The organism is Rathayibacter sp. AC451, from assembly GCF_979253095.1.
The window spans coordinates 3117005-3140607 of the sequence record NZ_CEEDBD010000001.1 but is presented as its reverse complement, the minus strand read 5'-3'; the positions used below and the strand labels follow the sequence as shown (position 1 = coordinate 3140607).

Genomic DNA, 23603 nt, shown 5'->3' with positions numbered 1-23603 from the left:
GTCCATCGTAGGCGGGGCCGCGCGGGTGGGCCTTCAGAACCTCTGCTGTCAGCGGGGTCCAGCGCCTGACAGCCGAGCGCCCCCCCTGTCAGCTGAGGTTCTGCACCGGCCGCCGGGGCACCCAGCAGCGCACAGCGCGGCGGTACGCGCGGAACTGCTCGCCGAAGCGCTCCTCGAGGTCCGCCTCCTCGAGCGGGCGCACCGCGTGGTTCCAGACCAGCGAGCCCAGCAGCGCGTAGACGACGACCAGCCAGGAGGAGAGGAGGAGCCCCACCGCGACGCCCTGCGCGATGCCGGCGACCGCCATCGGGTTCCGCACCCAGCGGTACGGACCGGCGATCACGAGCCGGTTCGGCATCGCGCTCGGCAGCGGGGTGCCGTCGCCGAGCAGCGACATGGCCAGCGCCGACCAGATGCCCAGCGCGCTGGCCGCGACGAGCAGCACCGCGCCGAGCGGAGCGACGACCGGCGGCATCGGCACGCCCACGCCCCAGCGGGACTCCAGCAGCGCGATCACCGCCGGGATCACGGCGAGCGCCCCGCCCCAGAAGACGACGATCTGCGCGGCGGTCGCGGCCAGGTGCGCGAGCGGCGAGCGCCCGCGGGCGGCGAGGCGGAAGGCGAAGGGGCCGGAGGCGATCCAGCGGGTCGGGAGGCGGCCGGTGGTCAGGAGGAGGAGCGCGGCGACCGAGCCGCCCGCCGCGGCGAGCATCGCGAGGACACCCCAGCCCGCCTCCGTCGTGACCGTCGCGACGACGGCGAGCGCTGCGGCGACGAGGAGCGTCCAGACCGTCGCGACCCACGCCGCCCACCGCACGCCCGCCGCGGCCAGGGCCGAGGCGCCGACGAACAGCGGCAGGTCGAGGACCGCGATCGGCACCGGGTCGAGGGAGCCGAGCGTCGCCTCCCGCACGGCCGGCAGCAGGGCGACGCCGAGCCACCAGAGCGCGCCGCCGAGGGCCTGCACGGCGAAGTAGACCCGTCCCCAGCGCATGCGTGCACGGTACACGGCGCGAATATAGAGTGTCGCTAGGTATTCGGCGCGAGGCCGGATCAGGACCCGGCAGCGCTGCCGACCGAGAGGCTCACCATGACGAGCACCGTCGAATGGATCACGACCACCGAGTCCTCCCCGTGGCAGCGGCAGGAGGACGTGCCGCTCACCGAGCTCCGCGGCATGCCGAACGTGATGATCGGCGTCGACGCCCCGCGCCAGCGGATCGACGGCATCGGCGGTTGCTTCAACGAGCTCGGCTGGGACGCGCTCTCCCTCCTGTCCGAGGAGGACCGCGAGCGGATCCTCCGCGACTTCTTCGCACCGGGTGCCGGTCTCAACCTCTCGCTCTGCCGCATGCCGATCGGCGCCAACGACTTCTCGCGCGACTGGTACTCCTTCGACGAGGTCGACGGAGACTTCGCCCTCGAGCACTTCGACGTCGCGAACGACCGCGGCACGCTGATCCCCTACATCCGCGCCGCGCAGCGCCACAACCCGGAGCTCCGGCTCTGGGCGTCGCCCTGGAGCCCGCCGACCTGGATGAAGACGAACGGGCACTACGCGGCCGCCCTGCCGTGGCCGGGCAGCGAGGTCGAGAACGGACTGCGCCCCGACCAGGTCGGCACCGAGGGCACCGACCTCTTCCGCGTCGACGACGACCGGTACCTCGAGGCCTACGCCCGCTACTTCGCGCGGTTCGTCGAGGCCTACGGCGAGGAGGGAATCCGGGTCGAGACCGTGATGCCGCAGAACGAGTTCAACTCGGCGCAGGTGTTCCCGAGCTGCGTCTGGTCGGCGGAGGGGCTGGCGCGCTTCATCGCGGTGCTCGGCCCCGAGATGGCGCGACTCGGGGTGCGCGTGTTCCTCGGCACGCAGGAGCGGCCGCACGACGAGCAGATCGAGCTGGTGCTCGCGCATCCGGAGGCGGGGCAGTGGATCTCGGGAGTCGGGTTCCAGTGGGCGGGCAAGGGCGCGATCGCGGCCGTGCGGCACGCGCATCCGTCGCTCGCGCTCTACCAGACCGAGCAGGAGTGCGGCGACGGCCGGAACGACTGGCGCTTCTGCCGCTACGCCTGGGGGTTGATGAAGCACTTCTTCACGCAGGGAGTGGAGTCGTACGCGTACTGGAACCTCGCGCTGACGGAAGGCGGCGTCTCGCGCTGGGGCTGGGCGCAGAACTCGCTCGTGGTCGTCGATCCCGTGACGCGGACCGCGCGGTACACGCACGAGTACTTCCTCCTGCGGCACGTCTCGCACTTCCTGCAGCCCGGCGCCCGCCGGCTCGACACCTTCAGCTGGACGGGGCACGAGAACCAGCTGGCGTTCGCGAACCCCGACGGCAGCACGGTGATCGTGCTGCAGAACGACCTCGGGACGCCGCTGCCGGTGTCGATCGTGGTGGGCGACGTCGCGCTCGCGCCGACGCTGCCCGCGGACTCGTTCTCGACGCTGGTGCTGCGGCCCTGACCCGGCGACTCCTCGGAAGTCGTCGTACTCGGCCTCGAGTACGACAACTCCTGCGCACTCGATCCGCGCGCCCGACCCGAGTCCTCGGAAGTCGTCGTACTCGGGCTCGAGTACGACGACTTCTGCGGACTCGCGGCGAGCGCGTGAGCACGACCTGAGGATTCTTCGCGACAGAACCCCCCGCCTGACGGGTGCTCACGTCCCGACCCGCGCTCCTAGCCTGACCCCGATCGTGAGCGAGGACGGCCTCGCTCCACCGAGTGGGTCAGGGGTCCGTCGTGAACCGTCGTTCTGCAAGAGTGGTCGCGCTGGCCGCGATCGCGACTCTCGCCGCATCACTCATCGGAGGCGTCATCCCGGATTCCGCGCAGGCCGCCGAGGCCACCCCCGCTCCCACCGTCGCCCTCGCCGCCCCCGCCCCCGCGGCGGGCTGGACGACCGTCTTCGCCGACGACTTCGACGGTGCCGCCGGCTCCCCCGTCGGCGCGAAGTGGATCCACGAGATCGGCGTCTGGGGCACCGGCGCCGTCGACCGCACCACGGACTCCACGGCCAACGTCTTCCTCGACGGCGCCGGCAACCTCGGCATCCGCGCGCTGCAGGACGCGGCGGGCGGATGGACGTCCGGCCGCATCATCACCGCTGACAAGTCGTTCTCGGCTCCCGCCGGCGGCCAGCTGCTGATGACCGCGTCGATCCGCCAGCCGAACCCCGCTCAGGCCACCGGGTACTGGCCCGCGTTCTGGGCGCTGGGCCTGGACGAGCAGGGCGGGATCGACTGGCCGCGGACGGGCGAGATCGACATCCTCGAGGCGGTCAACGGCACCGGGCAGGTCACCCAGACCTTCCACTGCGACCTCGAGGACGGCGGCGAGTGCGAGGAGCCGTACGGGCTCACGAGCGGGTTCCAGGACTGCGACGGCTGCCTCACCGAGTTCCACACCTACTCCGCCCTCGTCGACCGCAGGGTCGCGGGGCAGGAGCGGCTGCAGTTCCTCGTCGACGGCGAGGTGCGCCACACGGTCGAGCAGACCCAGCTGAGCCCGGAGGCGTGGAGCGCCGCCATCGGCAACGACTACTTCCTGATCCTCAACCTGGCGATCGGCGGCGGGCTGCCCAACGGCGTCTGCGGCTGCGACAGCGCGGCGGCGCCGAAGTCGTCGGGAGGCACGATGAGCGTCGATCACGTCGCCGTCTACCGGTCGGAGGCCGCGGCCGAGATGGCGGCCCCGACTCCCACGATCACCGGCACCGCCAAGGTCGGCTCGACCCTGACCGCCCAGCCCGGCACGTGGCAGCCGGCTCCGGTCGCCCTCTCGTACCAGTGGAGCGCCGACGGGGCCGACCTGGTCGGAGCGACTTCGCCGACGCTCGTGCTCGGCGCCGCCACCGCGGGCAAGCAGATCACGGTCGAGGTGACCGGCACGAAGACCGGCTTCGCGACCACGAGCCGCACGTCGCTGCCGACCGCGGCCGTCGGGACCGGGACGCTGACCGCCGCGACTCCGACGATCACGGGAACCGCGAAGGTCGGCTCGCTGCTCACCGCGAAGCCGGGAACGTGGGGGCCGTCCCCGGTGACGCTGAAGTACCAGTGGCGGGCGAACGGAGTCGCGATCAGCGGAGCGACCGCGGCGACCTACAAGCCGACGAGCCTGCTGGTCGGCCTGAAGATCACCGTGTCGGTGACCGGCTCGAAGACCGGCTACGCGAGCGTCACGCGGACGTCGACGGCCACGGCCGCCGTCGTCCGGTGACGCCTCGGGATCAGGACTCCTGGACCTCGCGGTGACGGCGCGGCACGATGCGCATGATCGCGGTGCCGGTGGCGATGAGGGCGAAGGCCGCCAGGCCGAACCACAGCGAGTTGAAGCCGGTCGACGCGAGGACCCCTGCGCCGGCGCCGGCCCCGAGGGCGGGCGAGAGATTGCTGTACATGGTCGGGTTCTTCCTTTCGATTCACCACGCGCGCTGACGGCGGGTCAGCGCATCGAAGTAGGCCTTGGTGTGCACGATCTGCAGGAACAGATCGAGGAACAGCTCGTACATCGAGGCGGCGAGGAGCATGTGCTTCCACCCGCGGTCGCGCACCGTGACGATGCGCTCGACGACGAAGATGAGGGTGATGCCGAGCCAGAACGGCTGGATCGAGAGCTGGCCGAGCGCGAGGGCGTAGATCACGGTCGCGAGGTACACGTAGGTGATCACGCAGCCGGCCATGGTCAGCAGCTGACGGCCCCAGTAGGGCCAGGTGACGCGGGTGAGCCCGTACTGGACGCAGTTCTCGACGGCGCCGCGCTTCCAGCGCAGGCGCTGGTGCCAGAGCTCCTTCCACGTGGGCATGACCTCGGTGACGAGGGTGCAGCCCGCGGGGCTGAGCACGTCGTAGCCGAGGTGCTTGATCGCGAAGGTGAGCTCGTTGTCCTCGGTCAGCACCGTGGTGTCGTAGATGCCGCCGCGGCCGTCGCCCGCGGGGAGCGTCCCGGCGCGCCGGGCCTGGCTGATCTCGCGGAGCAGTCCGCCCTTGAGCACGGCGGCGGTGCCGGTGACGACCAGGCACTTGCCGTTCAGGCGCCGCACGTCGCGGGCGTAGCGGGCGTACTCGTTGCGCTGCAGGTGGCCGACGACGCCGCCGCCCGGGGTGCCGCGGAACACGCCGCCGACGGCGCCGATCCGCTTGATGCCGACCTTGAGGCGGGCGATCGCGAGGAAGTCGGGGTCCAGGGCCGAGTCGGCGTCCTGCACGAGGACGAGGTCGTCGTCCTCGAGCTCGAGCAGCAGCACCTCGAGGAACTGGTTGAGCGCGCCGGCCTTCTTGTCGGTGTTGCCGACGGTCGCGAAGACCTCGGCGCCCTCCTCGAGAGCGATGCGCGCGGTGCCGTCGGTGCAGTTGTCGGTGACGACGACGATGCGGTCGGGCGGGGAGGTCTGGTTCTGCAGTCCGTGGATGGCGGCGGCGATGCCGGCCTCCTCGTTGTGCGCGGGGAGGACGGCGACGAGGCGTCCGACCACCGGGGACGCGTGGCGTCCAGCGGTGGCGGTGGCGGTCCGGCGCACGGGAGCGGGGGTCTCGGCCTTCGCCTTCCCGGTCGGGGCATCGGCGAAGCGCACGGGGAGCGGCGGGGCGCCCGCCGCCGCCAGCGACCGGAACGGCGCGGCGGGGGTCAGGGCGCGGGCGGTCGCCGTGGGGGCGGTCGCTCGTGTCGGTGCTCCGGACGCAGGGGTCGTCCGGGCAGCGGGCATCACGCCCGCAGAGTGCGCTGTCAAGGCCAGGGGTCCTTCACTCGATCGGATGGAACGCGCACCGATGACCGTCGTGAGGCGATTCGGGTCGCCGGACGACGGGTGAGGGGGGACCGGCCGTCGCTCGGGGGAAGCGTTGCGGTCTGTACCAGATCACGGAGCATCGGGTTGCTCGATGATCAAGCTACTGCGCCGGACGGTGAAGAATCAACAAAAAGTTTCACCCCCGGATGGGGCGCGTGAGGGGGGTTGCCATCGAGAAGGCTCTCGGGATTGATTCGCGGTGCTTGTCGAGAGCTCCGGCATTTCTCGGGGACGGCCTTGCGGATAACGGCGCATCAGCCATTCGCGTCACGTGTGCAGAAGACGTGGGAGAAGCGTGGAGAAGTCACTCCGGAATGCAATGCTCTCACGCTCGGGAGAATGATCGTTCTCTGCTTCGATCACTCTTCCTGATGAGGAGTCGGACCTGGCGGAGAACGATTGTTCTCCGGGCCGTTCCGCACGCTGACGAGTAGCGCCGAAAGATCTTCTGACCAGCTCATTCGTGTCCGCTTCAACCTCCCCGACCGCTCCGGAGTCGCCGTCGACGCGGATCAGCAGCGCCTCTCGACTCGAATTCGCATTCCTCGCCGCCGCTCATCGACAATCGGGCGCGAGCAGTGCGGTCCTGCCCCCGCAGGGCCGCTCGAAAGGAGTGCTGGCGCCCGATTCCCCCGTACCCGCCGCCGAATTCCGCCGAGGAGAGCAACGTGAGCGCGAATGCCGTCCCTGGAGGCGCGGAACGCCCTTCCCGAGAGATCGCTCTCACAATTCGAGAGGCATGACGCGTCACGTCGGAAGACCGTCGCCGGACGTCGCTCCGCTCGGCGTGTCGCGGGAGCGCGTTCGGCGTGTCGCGAGCCCGGAAGGACGCCGCCACGGTGGCGCGCCCCGGTCGCGGACCCCCTTTTGAGACGCAGCGCCGGTCCCCATTGCCCGGGCGCGGAGCGTGACGATAGCTTGCGAAGACCGTTCCACTCCCTTGTCGGTCCCCGGCATCCGGTCGCATCGTCGCGTCTCGCGTGAGCGACGGGCCCCTCCGACGAGGACGTCGACGGTCCGATCCGCCCTCTCGAGAAAGCCGACACGATGTCGTCAACGCTCCTTTTCTCCTCTCTCGGCACCTCTGCGGTGGTGGCCCCGTGAAGATCTCGCGCCGCTCCCGCCTCGCCCTGATCACCGCCGCGCTGATCGCCGGGTCCGCGGGCCTCACCCCCGCACTCAGCGCCGCTGCCGCTCCCTCCGCCTCGACCGCCGTCACCTGCGACGCCGACGGCCCCGTCAGCGCCGTCGTCTCCGGAACCAGCGACGCCACCGCGAGCGACACCGCTCTCGGCCTCGATCGCAACGACGTCACCGTCGAGCGGAAGACCCAGCCCGCAGCCGGCGGCGCCTTCGCCTTCGCCCCTGTGCCCGTCGAGATCGGCGACACCCTCGAGGTCTGGGCCGCGAGCTCCGCGAACGTGCAGTACCGCTACCGGGTCACCGCGCAGTCGTGCGGAGGCACCGCCACGCCGACCCCGACGCCGACCGGCACCGCCGTCCCGACGCCGGAGCCCACCGCGACGGCCACCCCGACCGCGACGCCCACGGCCACTCCGACGGCGACGCCCACCGGCACTCCGACCGCGACGCCCACTGCGACGCCGACGCCCGGGGGCCCGGTGACCGTCACCCGCATCGCGGGCACCGACCGCCAGGACACCGCCGCGAAGGTCTCGGCCGCGACGTTCGCCGCGAACGTGCCCGTCGTCTTCGTCGCCACCGGCGGCAACTTCCCCGACGCACTCGCCGCCGCTCCGGCTGCCGCGAAGCAGAACGGACCGCTGCTGCTGGTCGACCGCGACTCCATGTCGCAGCCGGTCCGCGACGAGCTGCGCCGCCTCAAGCCGAGCAAGATCGTCGTCGTCGGCTCCGACCTGAGCATCAGCGAGCGCCTCGCCACCGAGCTCGCCGCCTACGCGAAGACCGGTGAGGTCCAGCGCATCGGAGGCGTCGACCGCTACGACACCGCCGCCCAGCTCGTCGAGGCCGCCTTCCCGAAGGGCTCCTCGCAGGCCTGGCTCGCCACCGGCGAGAAGTTCCCCGACGCCCTCGCCGCCGCCGCCGCGGCCGGCTCGGTCCGAGCACCCGTCCTTCTCATCAACGGTGGACAGAGCACCGTCGACGACCGCACCCGGTCGCTCGTGCGGGGACTCGGCGTCAAGAAGCTGACGATCGCCGGCGACCCGCTGTCGGTCAGCACCGGCATCGAGACCTCGTTCGGCATCACGCCCGTCCGCATCGGAGGCGTCGACCGCTACGACACGTCGGTCCTGCTCAACCGCGACGCCTTCACCGCCGCGTCGACGGTCTACCTCGCCACCGGCGAGAAGTTCCCCGACGCCCTCGCTGGAGCGAACGCCGCCGGCTTCACCCGGAACCCGCTCTACACCGTCAAGCCCGACTGCGTGCCGCAGGCCGTGCTCGACGACATCGAGACCCTGGGCGCGACCAAGGTCGTGCTGCTCGGCGGCACGAACACCCTGTCCGAGGGAGTCGCGTCGCTGACCGCCTGCCGCTGATGCGGTATTGAGTCACCCGCGCCGAGGGCCGGGGTCGCCGAAAGTGGCGACCCCGGCCCTTCGCCTGCACAAGGGCCCCTGCACGCGAGCAGAGGCTCGCACCCACCCCTGCTGATCGAGCAGCCCGCGCAGCGGGCGTATCGAGATCCTCCACCGCCAGCAGAACGGCCTCCCGATCACGTGGGTCTCGATACGCCCCTTCGGGGCTACTCGACCAGCAGAGGGCGCGCACCCGACCCCCGCCCGCACCGCGGGCATAACCAGCAGAGGGCGCGCACCCGACCCCCGCCCGCACCGCGGGCGTAACCAGCAGAGGGCGCGCACCCGACCCCCCCCGCCCGCACCGCGGGCGTAACCAGCAGAGGGCGCGCGCACCGACCCCTGGCCCGCACCGCGGACGTATCCAGCAGAGGGCGCGCACTCGACCCCTGGCCCGCACAGCGGGCGTATCCAGCAGAGGCACGCACCCGACCCCTGCTGATCGAGTAGCCCGCGCAGCGGGCAGATCGAGATCCCCCACCGCCAGCAGAACGGCCTTCCGATCACCCGGGTCTCGACGAGCCCCTCCGGGCTGCTCGACCAGCAGAGAGCGCCCACCCGAAGGCGCGGTGGACGCCCCGCGTCAGGCCGCAGGCCGTGACGCGTCGAGGGCGTCGAAGACCGCGGCGTTCAGCGCGAACGCGAGGCGCGCCTCCGCCACCATCGCATCGAGCGCAGGCGCCGGCAGCGGCAGCTCGTCGAGCTGCGCGCGGTAGGCGCGCTTGAAGTGCACGGCGTTCTCGATCGCATCGAAGCGGAAGAACGCCAGCTGCTCGGCGGTCGCTCCGTAACGGCGCGCCATCATCGTCGCGATCGCCTGGCCGCCCGAGAGGTCGCCGAGGTAGCGCGTGTAGTGGTGCGCGAGGTGCAGCATCCCGTCGTCGTCGCCGAAGGAGGCGATCCGCGCCGCGTACCGCGCCGTCGCATCGAGAGGCACGACTGCCGACGGATCGACGCCGAGCGCGTCGAGCGAGGCGCGAAGTGCCGTGACCCGGTGCACCGCGGTGTCGTGCAGCAGCGCCGGATCGGCGGCGGACGGAACGCGCCGCTCGAGCGCGTCGTAGACGGGGAGGAGCTGCGCGAGGTAGCGGGCGAACTCGTCGAGCGAGAGCCCGCCCTGCATCAGCGCGGTGATGTAGCCGCGCGATTCTGCATGCCGGTGCTCGTCCGACGTCGCCTCGCGGAGCGCTGCGGCCACGCCGAGCGGCGCCGACGCAGGGGTCGCGGAAGGGGCGGAGGTCGCGGTGGCAGCGGTCACGAACGGCTCGTCTCGTCGGGGTCCAGGTCCCGCGGCGAGCGGGCGAAGTTAGGTTAGCATTAGCTAACTTTTTGACCCCAGCCCCCGCACGGGGCACCCGCAGCGAAGGCGAGACCGTGCCCCTCCTCCCCCGCCGTTCCGCCGGTCGCGTCGTCGCCGTCCTCGCCGCGATCGCCCTCCTGGCCGGCTGCTCCTCGGCGAGCACCGCCGCCGACGGCGCCCCGTCGCCGCGCCTGGCCGACGTCACCCCGCTCGCCGAGCCGCGCACCGCGACCGGCCCCTCGACCGCGCGGATCGACGCCGCGTCCGTCGATCCGATCACCACAGGCACCCAGGCCCTGCCCGCGAGCATCGTCGACGCCCAGGGCACCGCCGTCACCGTCACCGACACCTCGCGGATCCTCGCCCTCGACCTCTACGGCTCCACCTCCCGCCTCGTCTTCGAGCTGGGCATGGGCGACTCCGTCGTCGGCCGCGACGTCTCGAGCGACTTCGCCGAGATCGCCGACCGCCCGCTCGTCACGCAGAACGGGCACGACCTCAACGCCGAGGCGATCCTCGACCTGGCCCCCACCGTGATCCTCACCGACTCGAGCCTGGGCCCGTGGGACACGGTGCTGCAGATGCGCGACGCGGGGATCCCGGTGGTCGTCGTCGGCTCCGACCGCTCGATCGCCACGATCCCGACCCTGGTCGGCGAGGTCGCCGCGGCCCTGGGCGTCGCCGAGCGCGGGGCCGAGCTCACCGCGCGCCTCAGCGCCTCCGTCGACGAGACGATCGCCCGGATCGACGCCGTCGCGCCCGCCGACCCCGCCCAGCGCCTGCGCATCGTCTTCCTCTACGTGCGCGGCCAGTCCGGCGTCTACTACCTCTTCGGCGAGGGCTCCGGCGCCGACGACCTCGTCCGCTCGCTCGGCGGGATCGACGTAGCCGCGGAGATAGGCTGGGAGGGCATGCGCCCGCTCACCGACGAGGGCCTCGTGGCCGCCGCTCCCGACCTCGTGCTGATGATGACCGGCGGGCTCGAATCGGTCGACGGAGTCGACGGGCTGCTCGAGGCCGTGCCCGCGCTCGCGCAGACCCCCGCCGGGCAGAACCGCCGCATCGTCGACATGGCCGACACGCAGATCCTGAGCTTCGGACCCGACACCCCGCGCACGCTCGAGGCGCTCGCGGTCGCGATCTACGCGCCGGACAGCACCCGATGACGGCGGTCGCCGCTCCCGCCCGCCTCGGTCGACCGGCGCTCATCACCGCCGGGCTCACCGGCGCCCTCGTGGTGGTCGCCGTCGTCTCGGCAGGTCTCGGGCAGCTGGCCGTCCCGCCCGCGCAGATCCTCGGATCGATCGCGCAGCACCTCAACGACGCGCTCGGCGTGCGCCTGCTGCCGGTGCTCGAGCTGCCCGCGCACGTCAACGGCGACGCGACCCTGTGGGCGATCCGGTTCCCGCGGATCGCGATGGCGGCGGTCGTCGGCGCCGCGCTGGCGGTCGGCGGCGCGGTCATGCAGGGTGTGTTCCGCAATCCGCTGGCCGAGCCCGGTGTCGTGGGCGTCTCCTCCGGAGCGGCCCTGGCGGCGAGCGCGGTCATCGTCTTCGGGCTGAACGTCTTCGGGCCGCTCACCGCACCCGTCTTCGCCTTCGTCGGAGGCCTCGCCGCGACGCTCCTCGTCTACCTGACCGCCCGCGCCGGCGGCCGCACCGAGGTCGTCACCCTCGTGCTCACGGGCATCGCGGTGAACGCGGTCGGAGGCGCGGGCATCGCGCTGATGACGTTCCTCGGCACCACGCAGCAGCGCGAGCAGATCGTCTTCTGGCAGCTCGGCTCGCTCAACGGCACGCGCTGGCAGGACGTGGCGATCGTGCTGCCGATCACCGTGGTGGGAGTCTTCGCCGCCGCCCTCCTCTCGCGCCGCCTCGACCTGCTGGCCCTGGGCGAGCGGCAGGCGCAGCACCTCGGCGTGCCGATCGAGCGCACCCGCATCGTCGCGATCGTGGTCGTCGCCGCGCTCACCTCGGCCGCCGTCGCCCTCTGCGGCATCATCGCGTTCGTCGGACTCGTCGTGCCGCACCTCCTGCGCATGCTGCTGGGCCCCGCGCACCGCGCGCTGATCGGCACGAGTGCGATCGGAGGCGCGCTGCTGCTGGTCTGCGCCGACGCGGTCGCGCGGACGGCCGTCCCCTACGCCGACCTGCCGATCGGCATGCTGACCGCGATCGTCGGCGGTCCCTTCTTCTTCTGGCTGCTGCGCCGGGCGCGGGTGCGGTCGGGAGGGTGGGCATGAGCGGGGGTCCGGGCGCGAGCGCGAGCCGGGTCGAGGGTGCAGGCGCGACCGTCGAGCGGGGCGCAGCTCCGGCCCCCGATCACGGCGAGCGGATGCGCGCCACCGGCGTCGGCCTCTCCTACGGCGCGCGCTTCGTGCTCGATGGCGTCGACCTGCGCCTGCACCGCGGCGAGTTCGTCGCGCTCGTCGGACCCAACGGCGCCGGCAAGTCGACGCTCCTCTCGGTGCTCGCGGGTGACTCCGCACCGCAGACCGGCACGCTGGACCTCGACGGCCGCTCACTCCGCTCCTACCGCGCCCCCGATCTCGCGCGACTGCGCTCGGTGCTGACGCAGTCGAACGACGTGTCGTTCCCCTTCACCGTGCTCGAGGTCGTCGAGATGGGCCGGGCGCCCCGGAGCGGCGACGGGACCGCGGTGATCGAGCGCGCGCTCGAGGACGCCGAAGTCGCCGCGTTCCGCGACCGCCGCATACCCGAGCTGTCGGGCGGCGAGCGGGCCCGCGTGGCCTACGCCCGCGTCCGCGCGCAGGAGTGCGACCTCGTGCTGCTCGACGAGCCCACCGCCAGCCTCGACATCCGCCATCAGGAGCGGCTGCTCGGCCAGGTCCGCGCACACACCGAGTCGGGCGGCTCGGCCGTGGTGGTGCTCCACGATCTGGGGCTCGCCGCCGCGTACGCCGACCGCGTCGTCGTGCTCGAGGGCGGACGCGTCCGCGCCGACGGCCCGCCCGCGGTCGCGCTGACGACCGAGCTGCTGAGCGAGGTGTACCGGCATCCGATCCGGGTGGTCGTCGAGGACGACGGCTCGGTGTCGATCCGGCCGGAGCGGGCGCTGCGGACCGGCGCCGACCTCGCGTCCCCCTCCCCCGCTCCCCCGATCGGAGACCCTCGATGACCCGCACCCCGCGCACCCTCCTCCTCGCCGCCGCCCTCGGCATCGCGGTGGCCGCGACTCCGCTCGTCGCCCCCGCCGCGTCGGCCGCCGGCTCGGTGTCGGTGTCCTTCGCCGACGGGGCGAGTGCCGCCGACCCCGACTACGCCACGTCGATCACGGTCTCGGGCCGCGGCTTCCAGTCGATCCAGGGCGGCTTCGGCGGCGTCTACGTACTGTTCGGCTGGGTGTCGGGCGCCGGCTGGGGGCCGAGCAGCGGCGGCGAGGTCGGCACCGACTACCGCTACGTCCCCGACTCCGAGTCGAAGGACAACGCGGGCTTCGAGCGCTTCGTCGCGTTCCCGGGCAGCGAGACGGAGTCGGCCGCGAACGGCGTGCTCACGGCCGACGGCTCCTTCAGCGTCGACCTCACGATCCCGTCGGCGCGCTTCGAGGCGCAGGACCGCGCGGGCGAGGTCACCACCGTCGACTGCCTCGAGGTGCAGTGCGGAGTGATCACGATCGGCGCGCACGGGGTGAAGAACGCGAACAACGAGACGTTCACGCCGGTGTCGTTCGCGGCGCCGGCGGCCGGCGCGGCCCCCGATCCCGCGGCGGGCGCGGCCCCTGCCGCGGGTGCTTCGGAGGCGTCGCCCACCGAGGCGCCCGCAGCCGGCTCCGCGCGCGTCGGCTACACCGCCTCCTCCGCCGTCGCCGGCAACGCGCTCGCCTTCACCGGCCAGGGCTTCGCCGTGTCCGAGCAGGTCGTCGCGACCCTCGACGACGGAGTCGTGGCCGTCGGCCCGCTCACGGCCGGCACCCGCGGCGAGGTGGCCGGGGTGCTTCCCCTGCCGGGCGACCTGCGCGGAGGCACGCACCTGCTGACGCTGACCGGGGCCGCCTCCGGAGCGGTCGCCGAGAGCGAGCTGACCGTGGTGGGAGCGTCGGCCGCGTCGGTGCCGAGCGCGGCGGCGGAGCCGGAGGTGCCGGTGTGGCTGTACGTGGCGCTCGGGATCGCGCTGCTGATCGCGGCGGGGCTCGTGCTGGCGAGTGTCGTGGTGGGGATCGTGAGGGGGGTTCGTCGACGGCGGGCGCGGAAGCGAGCGGGTGCGGGTGGGTCGTCGGAGACGGCCGGTGGGGGCGCGGCGGTGGCGCCGGATACCCGGATCGCTGCGTCGAGCGCGACTCCCGTGGAGGCGACTCCGGAACCGGATGGCGCCGCCCCTCCCTCTTCCCCGGACGCCCCCACCGAGGAGCTCTCCACCGCCCGCCGTCTGCCGGCCCGCGAGACGGCGGACGCGCGATGAAGCGGCTCGGATCCCTCCTCCTCGCCGCCGCCCTGACGCTCGGGCTCGCCCCAGCCGCGGCAGCCGAGGAGGGAGTCGACATCGACGTGTCCGTGCCGAGCGGCACCTCCGCCGGCTTCGGCGACATCACCAACGCCGAGCTGCGCTGGGGCCTCAACCGCGAGTCCTCGGGCGGCGCCTTCGCCGGCGGCTGCAACTTCCTCAGCGCCGGCGTCGCCGGGAACAGCGGAGGCGCGCGCGTCTGGTCCGAGTCCGACGGGCTGTACGCCGCCGAGGCCGGGGCCGTCTCGATCGAGAAGGCGACCGCGGCCAGCGGATGGACGCGCGCCTCCTTCGCGACCCGCTGCACCGATCCCTCCGGCGTACCCGTCACCGCGTCCTCGCTCGCCTCGAGCACCCAGTCGCAGGTCGTCGTCGACGGCGGGCGCGGCTCCGTCTCGGCCGACGGTCTCACACTGCGCTGGAGCGGCTCCTTCACCGTCGCCTTCTACGGCGGCATGACCTACTGGAGCGCGAGCGACCCCGTGCTCTCGCTCGACGCCGCGGGGAACGGCCGGCTGACCGCGACTGCGAGCGGCTACGGCACCTCGATGGAGGACACCTCGCTCTGGCGCCCGCTGCCCGCGACCGAGATCGTGCTCGCGGAGGTGCGCGGCGCTCCGCTCGGCGACGGCGGCTTCAGCGCGGTGCCCGAGTACCTCGGCGTCGCGAGCCAGACCGGCGGCCAGGCCCCGCGAACCGCCGAGAACACGGCGCACTGGGGGTCGTTCCCGGCGAGCTTCCTGCAGTTCCAGGTGCAGACGGGGCAGGCCGGGTATTGGCTGACGACCGGTGGGACGCGGGACGCGGCGAAGCCGGCGACCGCGCTGCTCGTGAACTTCGACGCGTCGGCTCCGGCGGTGGTGGCGGCTCCGGAGTCGGGGGCGGGCGGAGCGGCGGGGCCGGTGAACGAGGCGGCGCAGCGGCCGGCGGGAGCGGGGGGCCGCGGCGGGTGCCGGGGCGGGTGCGGGTGCCGCTGCCGCTCCGGCCGCGCAGGCTGCCGCGGGGCTCGTCGCCGAGACGAGCACCGTCGTCCGCGACGGCGGCGGACTCGTCCCCGAGGCGGTCGCGAGCTCCGGACTCCTGCCGCTGCTGATCGGCGCCCTCGCGCTGGCGGTGTTGATCGCCGCGCTCGCCGTCCTGCACCTCTCGGGCCGCCGCGTGCTGCCCTGGCGCCGCCCCGCGCCTCCGGAGTGACGGTTCGCCCGGCTGCCCGCCCCCACTGTCCAGAAGTTGCGGTAAGCGCGAGCAGTCACCGCAACTTCTGCGGAACCGACGCCTCCCGGGCCCGCGCCTCCCGCCTCCACAAGTTGCGGGAAGTGCGAGCGGATACCGCAACTTCCGCGGAACCCGTGCCCGCGTCCCTCGTGGTGCTCGGGCACCCCTCCGCCTCACCCACCCCGCAGAAGTCGTCGTACTCGACGCCGACTACGACAACTCTCGCGGACTCGACGCCGCGCTGCCGGGCCCGCGGGACACCCCTCCGCTCGCCCCGCCCCGACTACGCAGAAGTCGTCGTACTCGGCACCCGACTACGACGACTTCTGAGGACTCGACCCCACCCGCGGCTCGCGCCGCCGACGACCCGCGCCCGTCACGCGGCCCGCGCACCCCGCCGTCGCCGCCGCACCAGCAGCACCACCGTCACCACTCCCGCCGCCAGCACCAGCACGATCAGCAGCGTCGCCACCGGCACCGCGGCCAGCGCGAAGTCCGCCGTCACCGGGTCCAGAGTCGCCGCGCCGAAGCCCACGCTCGTCGGCTGCAGACTCACCGAACCCGACAGCCACAGCAGCGCGCCCACTCCGTCGAGCTCCTCGCGCACGTCGATCGTCGACCCGGGCATCACCTCCGGCAGCTGCCTCTGCGCCGACACCCCCGCGACCCCCAGCGGACCGGCGACCGCCGTGTCGGCCAGCGCGGTCACCCGCGTGTTGCCGGTGTTGCCCACCGAGTAGTCGACGGTCACGAATCCGGTTGCGAACGGGTTCCAGACCCCCGAGAACGCGACCACCGGATCCGACAGCTCAAGCGAGGGCACGAGCTCGCCCGAGACGCGAAGTTGCAGACGGGTGCCGAGGCGCCGGTCGATCTGAACCTGCGAGTCCGGGTCCTCGACGCGGAGCGACGTGACGATGCCCGCCGGATGATCGCCGGGCCGCGCATCCGCCGGCACCGTGACCGTGAACGGCACCGCCGCCTCCTGCCCCGGCACGAGGATCACGGAGGAGGTCGCGAGAGTGATCCAGGTGCCCGCGTCCTCGGAGGCGGTGCCCGCGGTCAGCACGTCGATGCCGCCCTCGCGGGTGGTGAACGCGTCGGCCGGGTAGACGTCGAGGACCAGCTCGATCGCTCCGTCGTTGCGCACCGAGATCGAGTCCTCGACCACGGCGCCGGGGTCGAGGGAGTAGTCGAAGTTCGCGCGGGTGGTACCGGAGGCGTCCGCGGTCGGACCGACGCTCCATGCGGGGCCGTCGGCGGCAAAGGCCGGGGCGAGCGGGAGCACGGCGGCCGCGGCGCTCAGGGAGGCGGCGGCGAGGAGGGCGGGGAATCGGCGCATGGGTCGTCTCTGCAGTGTCGATGCCGGAACGGCGGAAGGAAGGAGTGGGCGGACTCGGAAGCCCGGTCCCGCGGCGCGCTCGTCGTCGAGGCGGGCGCGGGAACGGGGCGGACCGCCCTCCGTGTCGAGAGGACGGCCCGCCCCGGGCGGGATCAGCGCGGCTGGCCCCGCACCGGATCGTCGGCGCGGGTCACCCCGCACCGGAGGATCAGCGCGGGTCACCCCGCGCCATCAGCGCAGGATCAGCCCAGCGCCGTGACGGTGAGCGTCGCCGAGTAGTCGCCCGCGGGCGTCGTCGTCGGGATCACGAGGCGCAGCGCCGCGTCGACGTCGGCGCTGGCCGCGGCGGTGCTGGAGGCGAGCGTCGCCGCGTCCGACAGGCCCGCGCCGCTCTCGAGGGTCGAGCCGACGGCCGCTCCCGCGACCACTCCGCTGCCCGCGTTGCCGACCGACGGAGTCCAGCCGAGGTAGCCGGCGTCGAAGCCGCCCGAGGCCGACGCGAAGTCGCTGACCGAGCCCGAGATGCTCCAGCCGAACGGAGTCGTGCCGCCGGAGCGCGTGTCGGTCACCGCGATGGTGTTGAGCGCGCCGGTGGCGACGAACGTCGATCCGGCCTGGGTGGCCGTGCCGAGGCTGACCGCGTCGGTGCTCTCGAACGCCCAGCCGAAGCTGCCGGTGGCGGGCGGAGCCGTCACCGCCGGCACCTGCACCGTGATGTCCTGCTCACCGGGCGCGGGCTCGGTGGGCGTCGTCGGCGGGGTGGTCGGAGGAGTCGTCGGAGGCGTGGTGGGCGGCGTGGTCGGAGTCGTCGCCGGCGTCAGGCTGTAGTCCACGGTCAGCGGGGCGGCGGGCTTCGCCGCGTCGCGCGATCCGCCCGAGCTGTACCAGTAGCTGCTCTGACCGGTCAGGTTCTGGAAGTCGACGAAGCTCTGCGGGAACGAGCCCCAGGTCGCTCCGGTCGTCGTCTGCGGAGTGCCCGCCGTGGTGACCGCGACGCCCAGGTAGTCGGGAGTGACCGTGAAGCCGTCGTCGTCGGCCGAGGCGTTCGAGATGTCGGCGAGCACGATGGTCTGCGGAGCGACCGGCACCCACTTGGTCTGGTCGTTCATGTCGGTGCCGTAGCCGCTCGCCGTGGCGGTGAGCTGCCCGTTGCCGGAGCCGTCGATCTCGAGCACGGGGTCGCTGGCGCTCCAGTAGGTGAGTCCGCCGTAGAACGCGACCGTGAAGGAGCCGTCCCACTCGATCTCGGTGGATCCGTCGGCCGCGACGGTGCCGGTGCCGTTGTCGAAGACGACCGCGTTCTTGGTGAGCGAGGTTGCGGAGGCGGCCGTGACGGGCGTGCCCGCCGGCGTCTGGCACTTGGTCGCCCAGCTGGTGGGCACGAGCGCGCCCGACGCGTTCGGCTTCACGACCGAGACGTTCCCCTCGGACTGCTTGTAGAAGCCGTCGGCCTCGGTCCACACGCGCGAGCTGCCGGTGTCGCCGGCCGTCCCCGCGCTGAGGAAGTTGCAGCCGCCGAAGAACGCGCCGCCCCCGGCCTCATTGCTGAGTCCCCAGGTGAAGGAGGCGTCGGTGATGGTGCCGGGCGAGGCCGCGGCGGAGGCGCTGGGCGCGAACGCGAGCGCCCCGCCGGCCAGGGCGATCGTGGCGAGCAGCGCGGCGGACGCGCGGGCGGCTCGGGGTCGTAGTGGATCCACGGATGAAGGTCCTCTCTGAGGGCTGGGTTAGGGTCGCCTCACCTTACTTAGGGTGTGCTTAGTAAGGCAAACCTTCCCTGGGAGGAAGGCGCTCGTGGTGGCATAGTCCACACCGCCTTCGGAGTGCACTGCTGGGCGCCCGGCGGCCGATACGCCAGGAAGGCCCGGACCCTCGCGCTCGGCGCAACCCAGGCAAGCCCAGCTGCCCCGGGCGGGCCGGCGGATGACGCGCTGTTCTCTTCGCAGTGCCGCCTCTATGGTGAAAGCGGATGACCCTCGAACGGCCGTGTTCTGCGGCAGTGCCGATACGCCACAGATCACGCAGGAGTAACACGATGGCGCTCTATCGAGTATCGAACGACGCCCTGGAGTCGGTCGCTAAGACCACTTTCTCGGACCTGGCCCTGCGGGAGCGAGACGATCTCCAGAAGCTCCTCCGTTCGAACCTCGGAGTTCTGGATGACGGCCTCCTCCTGGTCGCGGAGGAGTACGGGAGCTTCGAGGGATCGCAGCGCCGGATCGACCTGCTCGCGGTCGATCGTGCCGCTCGTCTCGTCGTCATCGAGCTGAAGCGCACCGCCGATGGCGGCCACATGGAACTGCAGTCCCTGCGTTACGCGGCGATGGTCTCGACCATGACCGTCGAGCATCTCGTCGAGACGTACGCGACGACGCACTCCGTCGCCGCGGACGAGGCCCGGAGAACTCTAGAGGAATGGGTGGACGAAGGCGAGCTGATCACCCTCTCGAGCCGCGTTCGCATCGTCCTCGCCTCAGCCGACTTCAGCACCGAGATCACAGCAACCGTCCTCTGGCTCTTACAGGAGTACGGGGTCGACATCTCCTGTTTCCGGCTCGTGCCCTACGTCCTCGGCGGGGAAACACTCCTCGATGTCCAGCGGATCATCCCTTTGCCCGAAGCCACCGACTTCCAGATCCAGCAACGGGCCAAGGGAGCGGCATCCGCTGCGAAGGAAGCCGCAGCCGGCGGCCGCGACTACACGAAGTACGACATCACCGTGGAGGAGCGCCGCTACTCCACGCTCAGCAAGCAGAGCGCGGTGCGCACGGTCATCGAGGAACTCTCCCGAAGGGGCGTCGCTGTCCAATCGCTCCGGCAGGTCCTCTTTCCCAACAGGTGGATCCCGGTGTCCCCCGAGGAGCACGAGACACCGGAGCAGGCATTCCGACGCGAGCACCCCTCACGCGGCAATCACTACTGGTTCGATCTGGATCTGACCGACAGCGAGGGCACGTGGATCGTGCCGCGACTCGGCGGCACCCTGACGGAGCGCTTCCTCGCGGATCTGCAGGAGGTCGCGCCAAGTGACGTCAATGTGACCTGGGAGCCCGTCGCTCCCTGATGCCGTGGCACCGAACCCGCGTGCCCGCCCACGACTCGCTCGCTGTATGCCTCCGTCCCCGCCGTTCCAGCTGGACTTCTCCGTGCCGAAATCGTGCTTCGAACGACGGAACCTGAACTGCATCGGTTCGACAGGAGAAGCGCTCGGCGCGACCGGGAAAGACTATTCGCACCCTTCGGCCGTAGCGTCCGAGGTGGTCGGTATGGTCGTCTCAGGTACAGACATGGACGGAATGCGGTACAGGTGATCAACGAGCGCGCCGGGTTGGGCAGAGCCAGAGAAAGGTTCGCCAAGGCTGCGGACGAGATCGGCGCCCTCGCACGGACCACCTCCGCACATCTAACCGAACAGGCCGACGGGCTGAAGCACTCCGCGGTGGACAAGATCGGGGCACGGCATCTGCACTCGTACGAGGAGCTGACTGCGGAGTACAACGAAGCGTTTACGGCGATGAGCGACAAGGGCATGTCCCTCCTTCGCCAACGCGAGCGGGCGACGGATCTGATCGGCCTGGTGGAACTACTGCTGAACAGCATCGCCAATACCCCGAAATCGTTTGAGGTCGACTTCGAAGAGATCGATCTTCACCGGGCAGAGTTCCTGGGCGAGGAGGAGTTCGCTCGACAGGATCTAGCAGCGGCACGAAAGTCGGCGACCGGCGCCGGAGTCGGGGTCACTGCCGGGACAGCCATCGCGGGCGTGGCACCGACCGCCGCGATATGGATCGCGACGACATTCGGCACTGCCTCCACCGGTGCGGCCATCTCGACTCTCTCCGGAGCCGCAGCCAGCCAGGCTGCTCTCGCGTGGCTCGGAGGCGGTGCGCTCGCGGCCGGCGGCGGCGGAACAGCAGCTGGAGGAGCCCTGCTCGCGCTCGCCGGCCCCGTTGGTTGGACCGTCGCCGGCGCGGCTCTCTTGACGTCCGTCACTCTCTTCACGAGGAAGAAGTTCGAGACTCGCGAGGCGAAGAAGCAGACCATCACCGCGCTCCAGTACAACGTTGCTCGCGTGAGGCGGATCGACGCCCAGATCGGAGAGCTCCTTCAGCGCACCATATCCATGCGCGAACTGCTCATGACCGCCTACAGCGACGCTGTACCGACGTTCGGCGTCGACTTCCGATCCCTGAACGTGTCGCAGCAGTCCCAGCTCGCCGCGCTGGTCAACAACACGAGAACCTGCGCCGCACTCTTGAATAGACGCGTCGATCAGGACCCAGTCGGTGAGTGACGCCGCTGCGTCCGCGAAGAGGATTCAGGAGCAAGCGGTCGCCGCCTGGATCGATCACCTCAAGCGGATCAGGTTCGAGAACGTGCTGAGCGCCCTGAACCGACAAGACGAGAACCTCCGAAACGCTCTCGACAGCATCAGCGGTGCGCTCAGCCAGATCGCGGAAGAAGTGGTGGGTACCAACCGCGGAGGCGAGCACGGTATGCACGGCTTCATCGCCGAGGTCGCCGAGGTCGGGATCGGCAACGCGCGTAGCGCCATCCTCGGGGAAGACCCTTCCTATCGATGGGTCAACGACAACGGACCAGTGGATCTCCTCCGCAGCGGCGTGCGGATTCAGCAGAAGTTCGTTGCAGCTGGAGGCCGCTTGGGGCTCGGGGCAGTCGCCGAGCACCTGCAGAGATACCCCGACTTCGTCAAGAACGGCGGGAAGTACCAGCTCCCTCGTGATCACTACGAGCTCATCCGAACGCTGAACGAGACCTCAGCCGAGGACGCAGGTGCGTTTCTGCTTCGAAGCGGTGAGGGACCCTCCTACAGGGACTGGAAGAGGGTGCACTCCTTCTTCTCAGCAGGATCCATCGACATCGAAGCCCTCGAGCCGGCGCACCTCGAATACAGGCAAGTGCAGCGCGGGAGTTATCGCGAGACATTGGAGGCGGAACAGCAAGCACTCGGAGCCGTCGACCAGTCGGTGAGGGACAGAGCCCTGCAGGAGAACCGCCCCACAGCGACGGAAGCCGCTCGAGCAACTTTGATGGCCGCCGGAGTGGAGAGCGCGACGGCCTTCGTTCTCGCCGTGGGGAAGAAGCGGCGGAGCGGCAAGAAGTTGAGGGTTTTCACGAGCGAGGACTGGATCGACGTAGCGCGTGATTCCGGAGTCGGCTTCTTCGATGGCGGTGTTCGGGGTATCACCATCTACTCGCTCACGAATCTCGCAGCGACGTCCGCGGCCTCGGCCAACTTGATGGTCACTGCCGCATTCGGTGTTGCAGAGCAAGCACACCGGTTGCGGCGAGGGGATATCTCTGAAGTGGAGTTCCTAGAGAACGCCGAGCTCGTCACTCTCGAAGCCGGCGTGAGCGCCCTGTCATCTCTCCTCGGGCAAGCGCTCATCCCGATTCCGATGCTCGGCGCGGTGATCGGCACCACTGTCGGCACCGTTATGCACAACACGGTCTCGGTGGCGCTCTCGAATCGCGAAGCGGCCCTACTCGAGAGCTACCGTGACGACCAGCGTGCACTCGATGAGCACCTGGCAGGTCAGCACCGCGATCTCCTGGTCGACCTCGATACGAGCATGCTGCGCTACATCACACTGCTGGAGAGGGCATGGTCCCCCGACGTCGCGGTGGCGCTGGCGGGGTCGGTCGAACTGGCGCGGGACGTCGGAATCGTCTCGGAAGCGATTCTCGACACGGACGAGAAGATCCAGTCCTACTTCCTCGACTGACACAGCCGTCCACTCGCCCGAAGAGACTCATTCCCACCCGCGAGCTAGGACCTTCTCGGGCGGCTCGATCCTCCAACGTCCCGTCGCCTCCCGCCGACACTCCGACGAGGCGCAGGAGCGGCCTAGCGGCGGTCGCGATCTCGCGTCAGGGCACTGCCGTTCTCCGCCATACGTCGAAGAGGGTGCCCCTCGTCGCCAATCGAGCAACGCGCCAGCCAGTCGCCCCGATCCCCGTAATGGCGCGGAAGTCACTGCCGCGATGACACGTCGCGCCGCGGATCCTGAGAACTCTGTGGGCACCGGTTGACCACCGCCTGATTCCGCCCCGAGAAACCACGCTCCACACCCTCCCCTACGTGCCGCATTAGGGGGACAAGGCCCCTCCTGCCGCGACCGTATCTTGATCCAGCTCAGCTCGGACGGTCCGGTGAGCCGCGAGAAGGGGTCGGGTCATGACGGCAGTGCGCGCATCACGGCGCCGCCTTCGGCACCGCGGAACCACCCATCGCAGCACCGCCCTCACCCTCGTCCTCGCGCTCCTCGCCGCCGTCCTCGTCATAGGCCCGACCGCGGCAGAACGAGCCGACGCCGCCACCCTCCTCGTCCAGGAGTCGTTCGGCGGCACGAGCGTGCCCGACCCGGCGTGGCAGGCACTCGATGCCGCCTGCCTCACGAAGGCGACTACCGCCCCGCCCGCGGGGTCGTCGAACCTCGGGGTCTGCACGAACCGCGTGAACTCGCCGACGACGGGAGCGACCAACGGCTTCCTGCAGCTGACCGACAACCGCACCAACGCCAAGGGCGGCGCGGTCTTCAACAAGGCGATCCCGGCCGCGGGCGGGCTCGACGTGCTCTTCGACCAGTACCAGTACGGCTCCGCCCTCGGATTGAACGGAGCCGACGGCATCGGCTTCTTCTTGACGGACGGCTCTCGGAACCTCACCGCGTCGGGCGCTCCCGGCGGCTCCCTCGGCTACGGCCAGTCGGTCGACCGGAGCACCAACCCCGTCACTTCGGTCAACGGCGTGAACGGCGGCTACCTGGGGATCGGGCTCGACGCCTTCGGCAACTTCTCCGAGCTCGGGCGGAGGTCTGGGCGACGGCTGCACGTCGACGCCCGCCGCGCCGGGACGGATCGCCAACTCGATCGTCGCCCGAGGCCCCGGGCAGGGCATCACCGGCTACTG

Annotated in this window: 17 protein-coding genes; 10 read left to right on the top strand and 7 right to left on the bottom strand. The window is 71.4% G+C overall.

Features of this window, described 5'->3' with window-relative positions; all coding sequences use genetic code 11:
* Positions 1 to 88: 88 nt before the first annotated feature.
* Entirely contained in the window at positions 89 to 994 is a 906-nt protein-coding gene (locus tag AC0CID_RS15035; protein ID WP_465227433.1) for a methyltransferase family protein, read from the bottom strand.
* A gap of 96 nt (positions 995 to 1090) precedes the next feature.
* On the opposite strand from AC0CID_RS15035, the gene AC0CID_RS15030 reads away from it, so the two are divergent.
* Positions 1091 to 2464 (top strand): glycoside hydrolase family 30 protein, encoded by a 1374-nt coding sequence (locus tag AC0CID_RS15030; protein ID WP_465227432.1) that lies wholly within the window; start codon positions 1091 to 1093, stop codon positions 2462 to 2464.
* A gap of 278 nt (positions 2465 to 2742) precedes the next feature.
* Positions 2743 to 4221, top strand: a complete 1479-nt coding sequence (locus tag AC0CID_RS15025) for a hypothetical protein (RefSeq protein WP_465227431.1) — start codon at positions 2743 to 2745, stop codon at positions 4219 to 4221.
* 10 nt (positions 4222 to 4231) lie between these two features.
* Here AC0CID_RS15025 and AC0CID_RS15020 read toward each other — a convergent pair whose 3' ends face one another.
* On the bottom strand, positions 4232 to 4402 hold the full coding sequence (locus tag AC0CID_RS15020; RefSeq protein WP_207407022.1) for a hypothetical protein: 171 nt from the start codon (positions 4400 to 4402) through the stop codon (positions 4232 to 4234).
* A gap of 21 nt (positions 4403 to 4423) precedes the next feature.
* Positions 4424 to 5731, bottom strand: a complete 1308-nt coding sequence (locus tag AC0CID_RS15015) for a glycosyltransferase family 2 protein (RefSeq protein ID WP_465227430.1) — start codon at positions 5729 to 5731, stop codon at positions 4424 to 4426.
* Between the two features lie 1160 nt (positions 5732 to 6891).
* Between AC0CID_RS15015 and AC0CID_RS15010 the strand changes: the two genes are divergently transcribed.
* On the top strand, positions 6892 to 8313 hold the full coding sequence (locus AC0CID_RS15010) for a cell wall-binding repeat-containing protein (protein WP_465227429.1): 1422 nt from the start codon (positions 6892 to 6894) through the stop codon (positions 8311 to 8313).
* Positions 8314 to 8935: 622 nt separating this feature from the next.
* Here AC0CID_RS15010 and AC0CID_RS15005 read toward each other — a convergent pair.
* On the bottom strand, positions 8936 to 9610 hold the full coding sequence (locus tag AC0CID_RS15005; RefSeq protein ID WP_465227428.1) for a biliverdin-producing heme oxygenase: 675 nt from the start codon (positions 9608 to 9610) through the stop codon (positions 8936 to 8938).
* A gap of 116 nt (positions 9611 to 9726) precedes the next feature.
* Here AC0CID_RS15005 and AC0CID_RS15000 point away from each other — a divergent pair, with 116 nt between their 5' ends.
* From AC0CID_RS15000 to AC0CID_RS14985, 4 genes are read left to right on the top strand one after another with little or no spacing between them, the layout of a single operon-like run.
* On the top strand, positions 9727 to 10818 hold the full coding sequence (locus tag AC0CID_RS15000) for a heme/hemin ABC transporter substrate-binding protein (protein ID WP_465227427.1): 1092 nt from the start codon (positions 9727 to 9729) through the stop codon (positions 10816 to 10818).
* The gene (locus AC0CID_RS14995) at positions 10815 to 11894 is read left to right on the top strand and encodes a FecCD family ABC transporter permease (RefSeq protein ID WP_465227426.1); all 1080 of its coding nucleotides are present in this window, start codon (positions 10815 to 10817) and stop codon (positions 11892 to 11894) included. The genes AC0CID_RS15000 and AC0CID_RS14995 overlap by 4 nt, the downstream gene beginning before the upstream one ends.
* On the top strand, positions 11891 to 12790 hold the full coding sequence (locus AC0CID_RS14990; RefSeq protein ID WP_465227425.1) for a heme ABC transporter ATP-binding protein: 900 nt from the start codon (positions 11891 to 11893) through the stop codon (positions 12788 to 12790). Before AC0CID_RS14995 ends, AC0CID_RS14990 begins: the two co-directional genes overlap by 4 nt.
* Positions 12787 to 14073: a hypothetical protein gene (locus AC0CID_RS14985; protein ID WP_465227424.1), complete on the top strand. Its 1287-nt coding sequence runs from the start codon at positions 12787 to 12789 to the stop codon at positions 14071 to 14073. The genes AC0CID_RS14990 and AC0CID_RS14985 overlap by 4 nt, the downstream gene beginning before the upstream one ends.
* A gap of 577 nt (positions 14074 to 14650) precedes the next feature.
* Here AC0CID_RS14985 and AC0CID_RS14980 read toward each other — a convergent pair.
* The 3 genes from AC0CID_RS14980 to AC0CID_RS14970 all read right to left on the bottom strand — a co-directional run bounded on the left by AC0CID_RS14980 (position 14651) and on the right by AC0CID_RS14970 (position 18369).
* The gene (locus AC0CID_RS14980) at positions 14651 to 14824 is read right to left on the bottom strand and encodes a hypothetical protein (protein WP_465227423.1); all 174 of its coding nucleotides are present in this window, start codon (positions 14822 to 14824) and stop codon (positions 14651 to 14653) included.
* A gap of 882 nt (positions 14825 to 15706) precedes the next feature.
* The gene (locus AC0CID_RS14975; RefSeq protein ID WP_465227422.1) at positions 15707 to 16672 is read right to left on the bottom strand and encodes a DUF916 domain-containing protein; all 966 of its coding nucleotides are present in this window, start codon (positions 16670 to 16672) and stop codon (positions 15707 to 15709) included.
* 242 nt (positions 16673 to 16914) lie between these two features.
* The gene (locus AC0CID_RS14970; protein WP_465227421.1) at positions 16915 to 18369 is read right to left on the bottom strand and encodes a hypothetical protein; all 1455 of its coding nucleotides are present in this window, start codon (positions 18367 to 18369) and stop codon (positions 16915 to 16917) included.
* Between the two features lie 335 nt (positions 18370 to 18704).
* On the opposite strand from AC0CID_RS14970, the gene AC0CID_RS14965 reads away from it, so the two are divergent.
* The 3 genes from AC0CID_RS14965 to AC0CID_RS14955 all read left to right on the top strand — a co-directional run bounded on the left by AC0CID_RS14965 (position 18705) and on the right by AC0CID_RS14955 (position 22416).
* Entirely contained in the window at positions 18705 to 19733 is a 1029-nt protein-coding gene (locus AC0CID_RS14965) for an endonuclease NucS domain-containing protein (RefSeq protein ID WP_465227420.1), read from the top strand.
* A gap of 243 nt (positions 19734 to 19976) precedes the next feature.
* On the top strand, positions 19977 to 20963 hold the full coding sequence (locus tag AC0CID_RS14960) for a hypothetical protein (protein ID WP_465227419.1): 987 nt from the start codon (positions 19977 to 19979) through the stop codon (positions 20961 to 20963).
* Positions 20956 to 22416 (top strand): hypothetical protein, encoded by a 1461-nt coding sequence (locus tag AC0CID_RS14955; RefSeq protein WP_465227418.1) that lies wholly within the window; start codon positions 20956 to 20958, stop codon positions 22414 to 22416. The genes AC0CID_RS14960 and AC0CID_RS14955 overlap by 8 nt, the downstream gene beginning before the upstream one ends.
* Positions 22417 to 23603: the final 1187 nt, after the last annotated feature.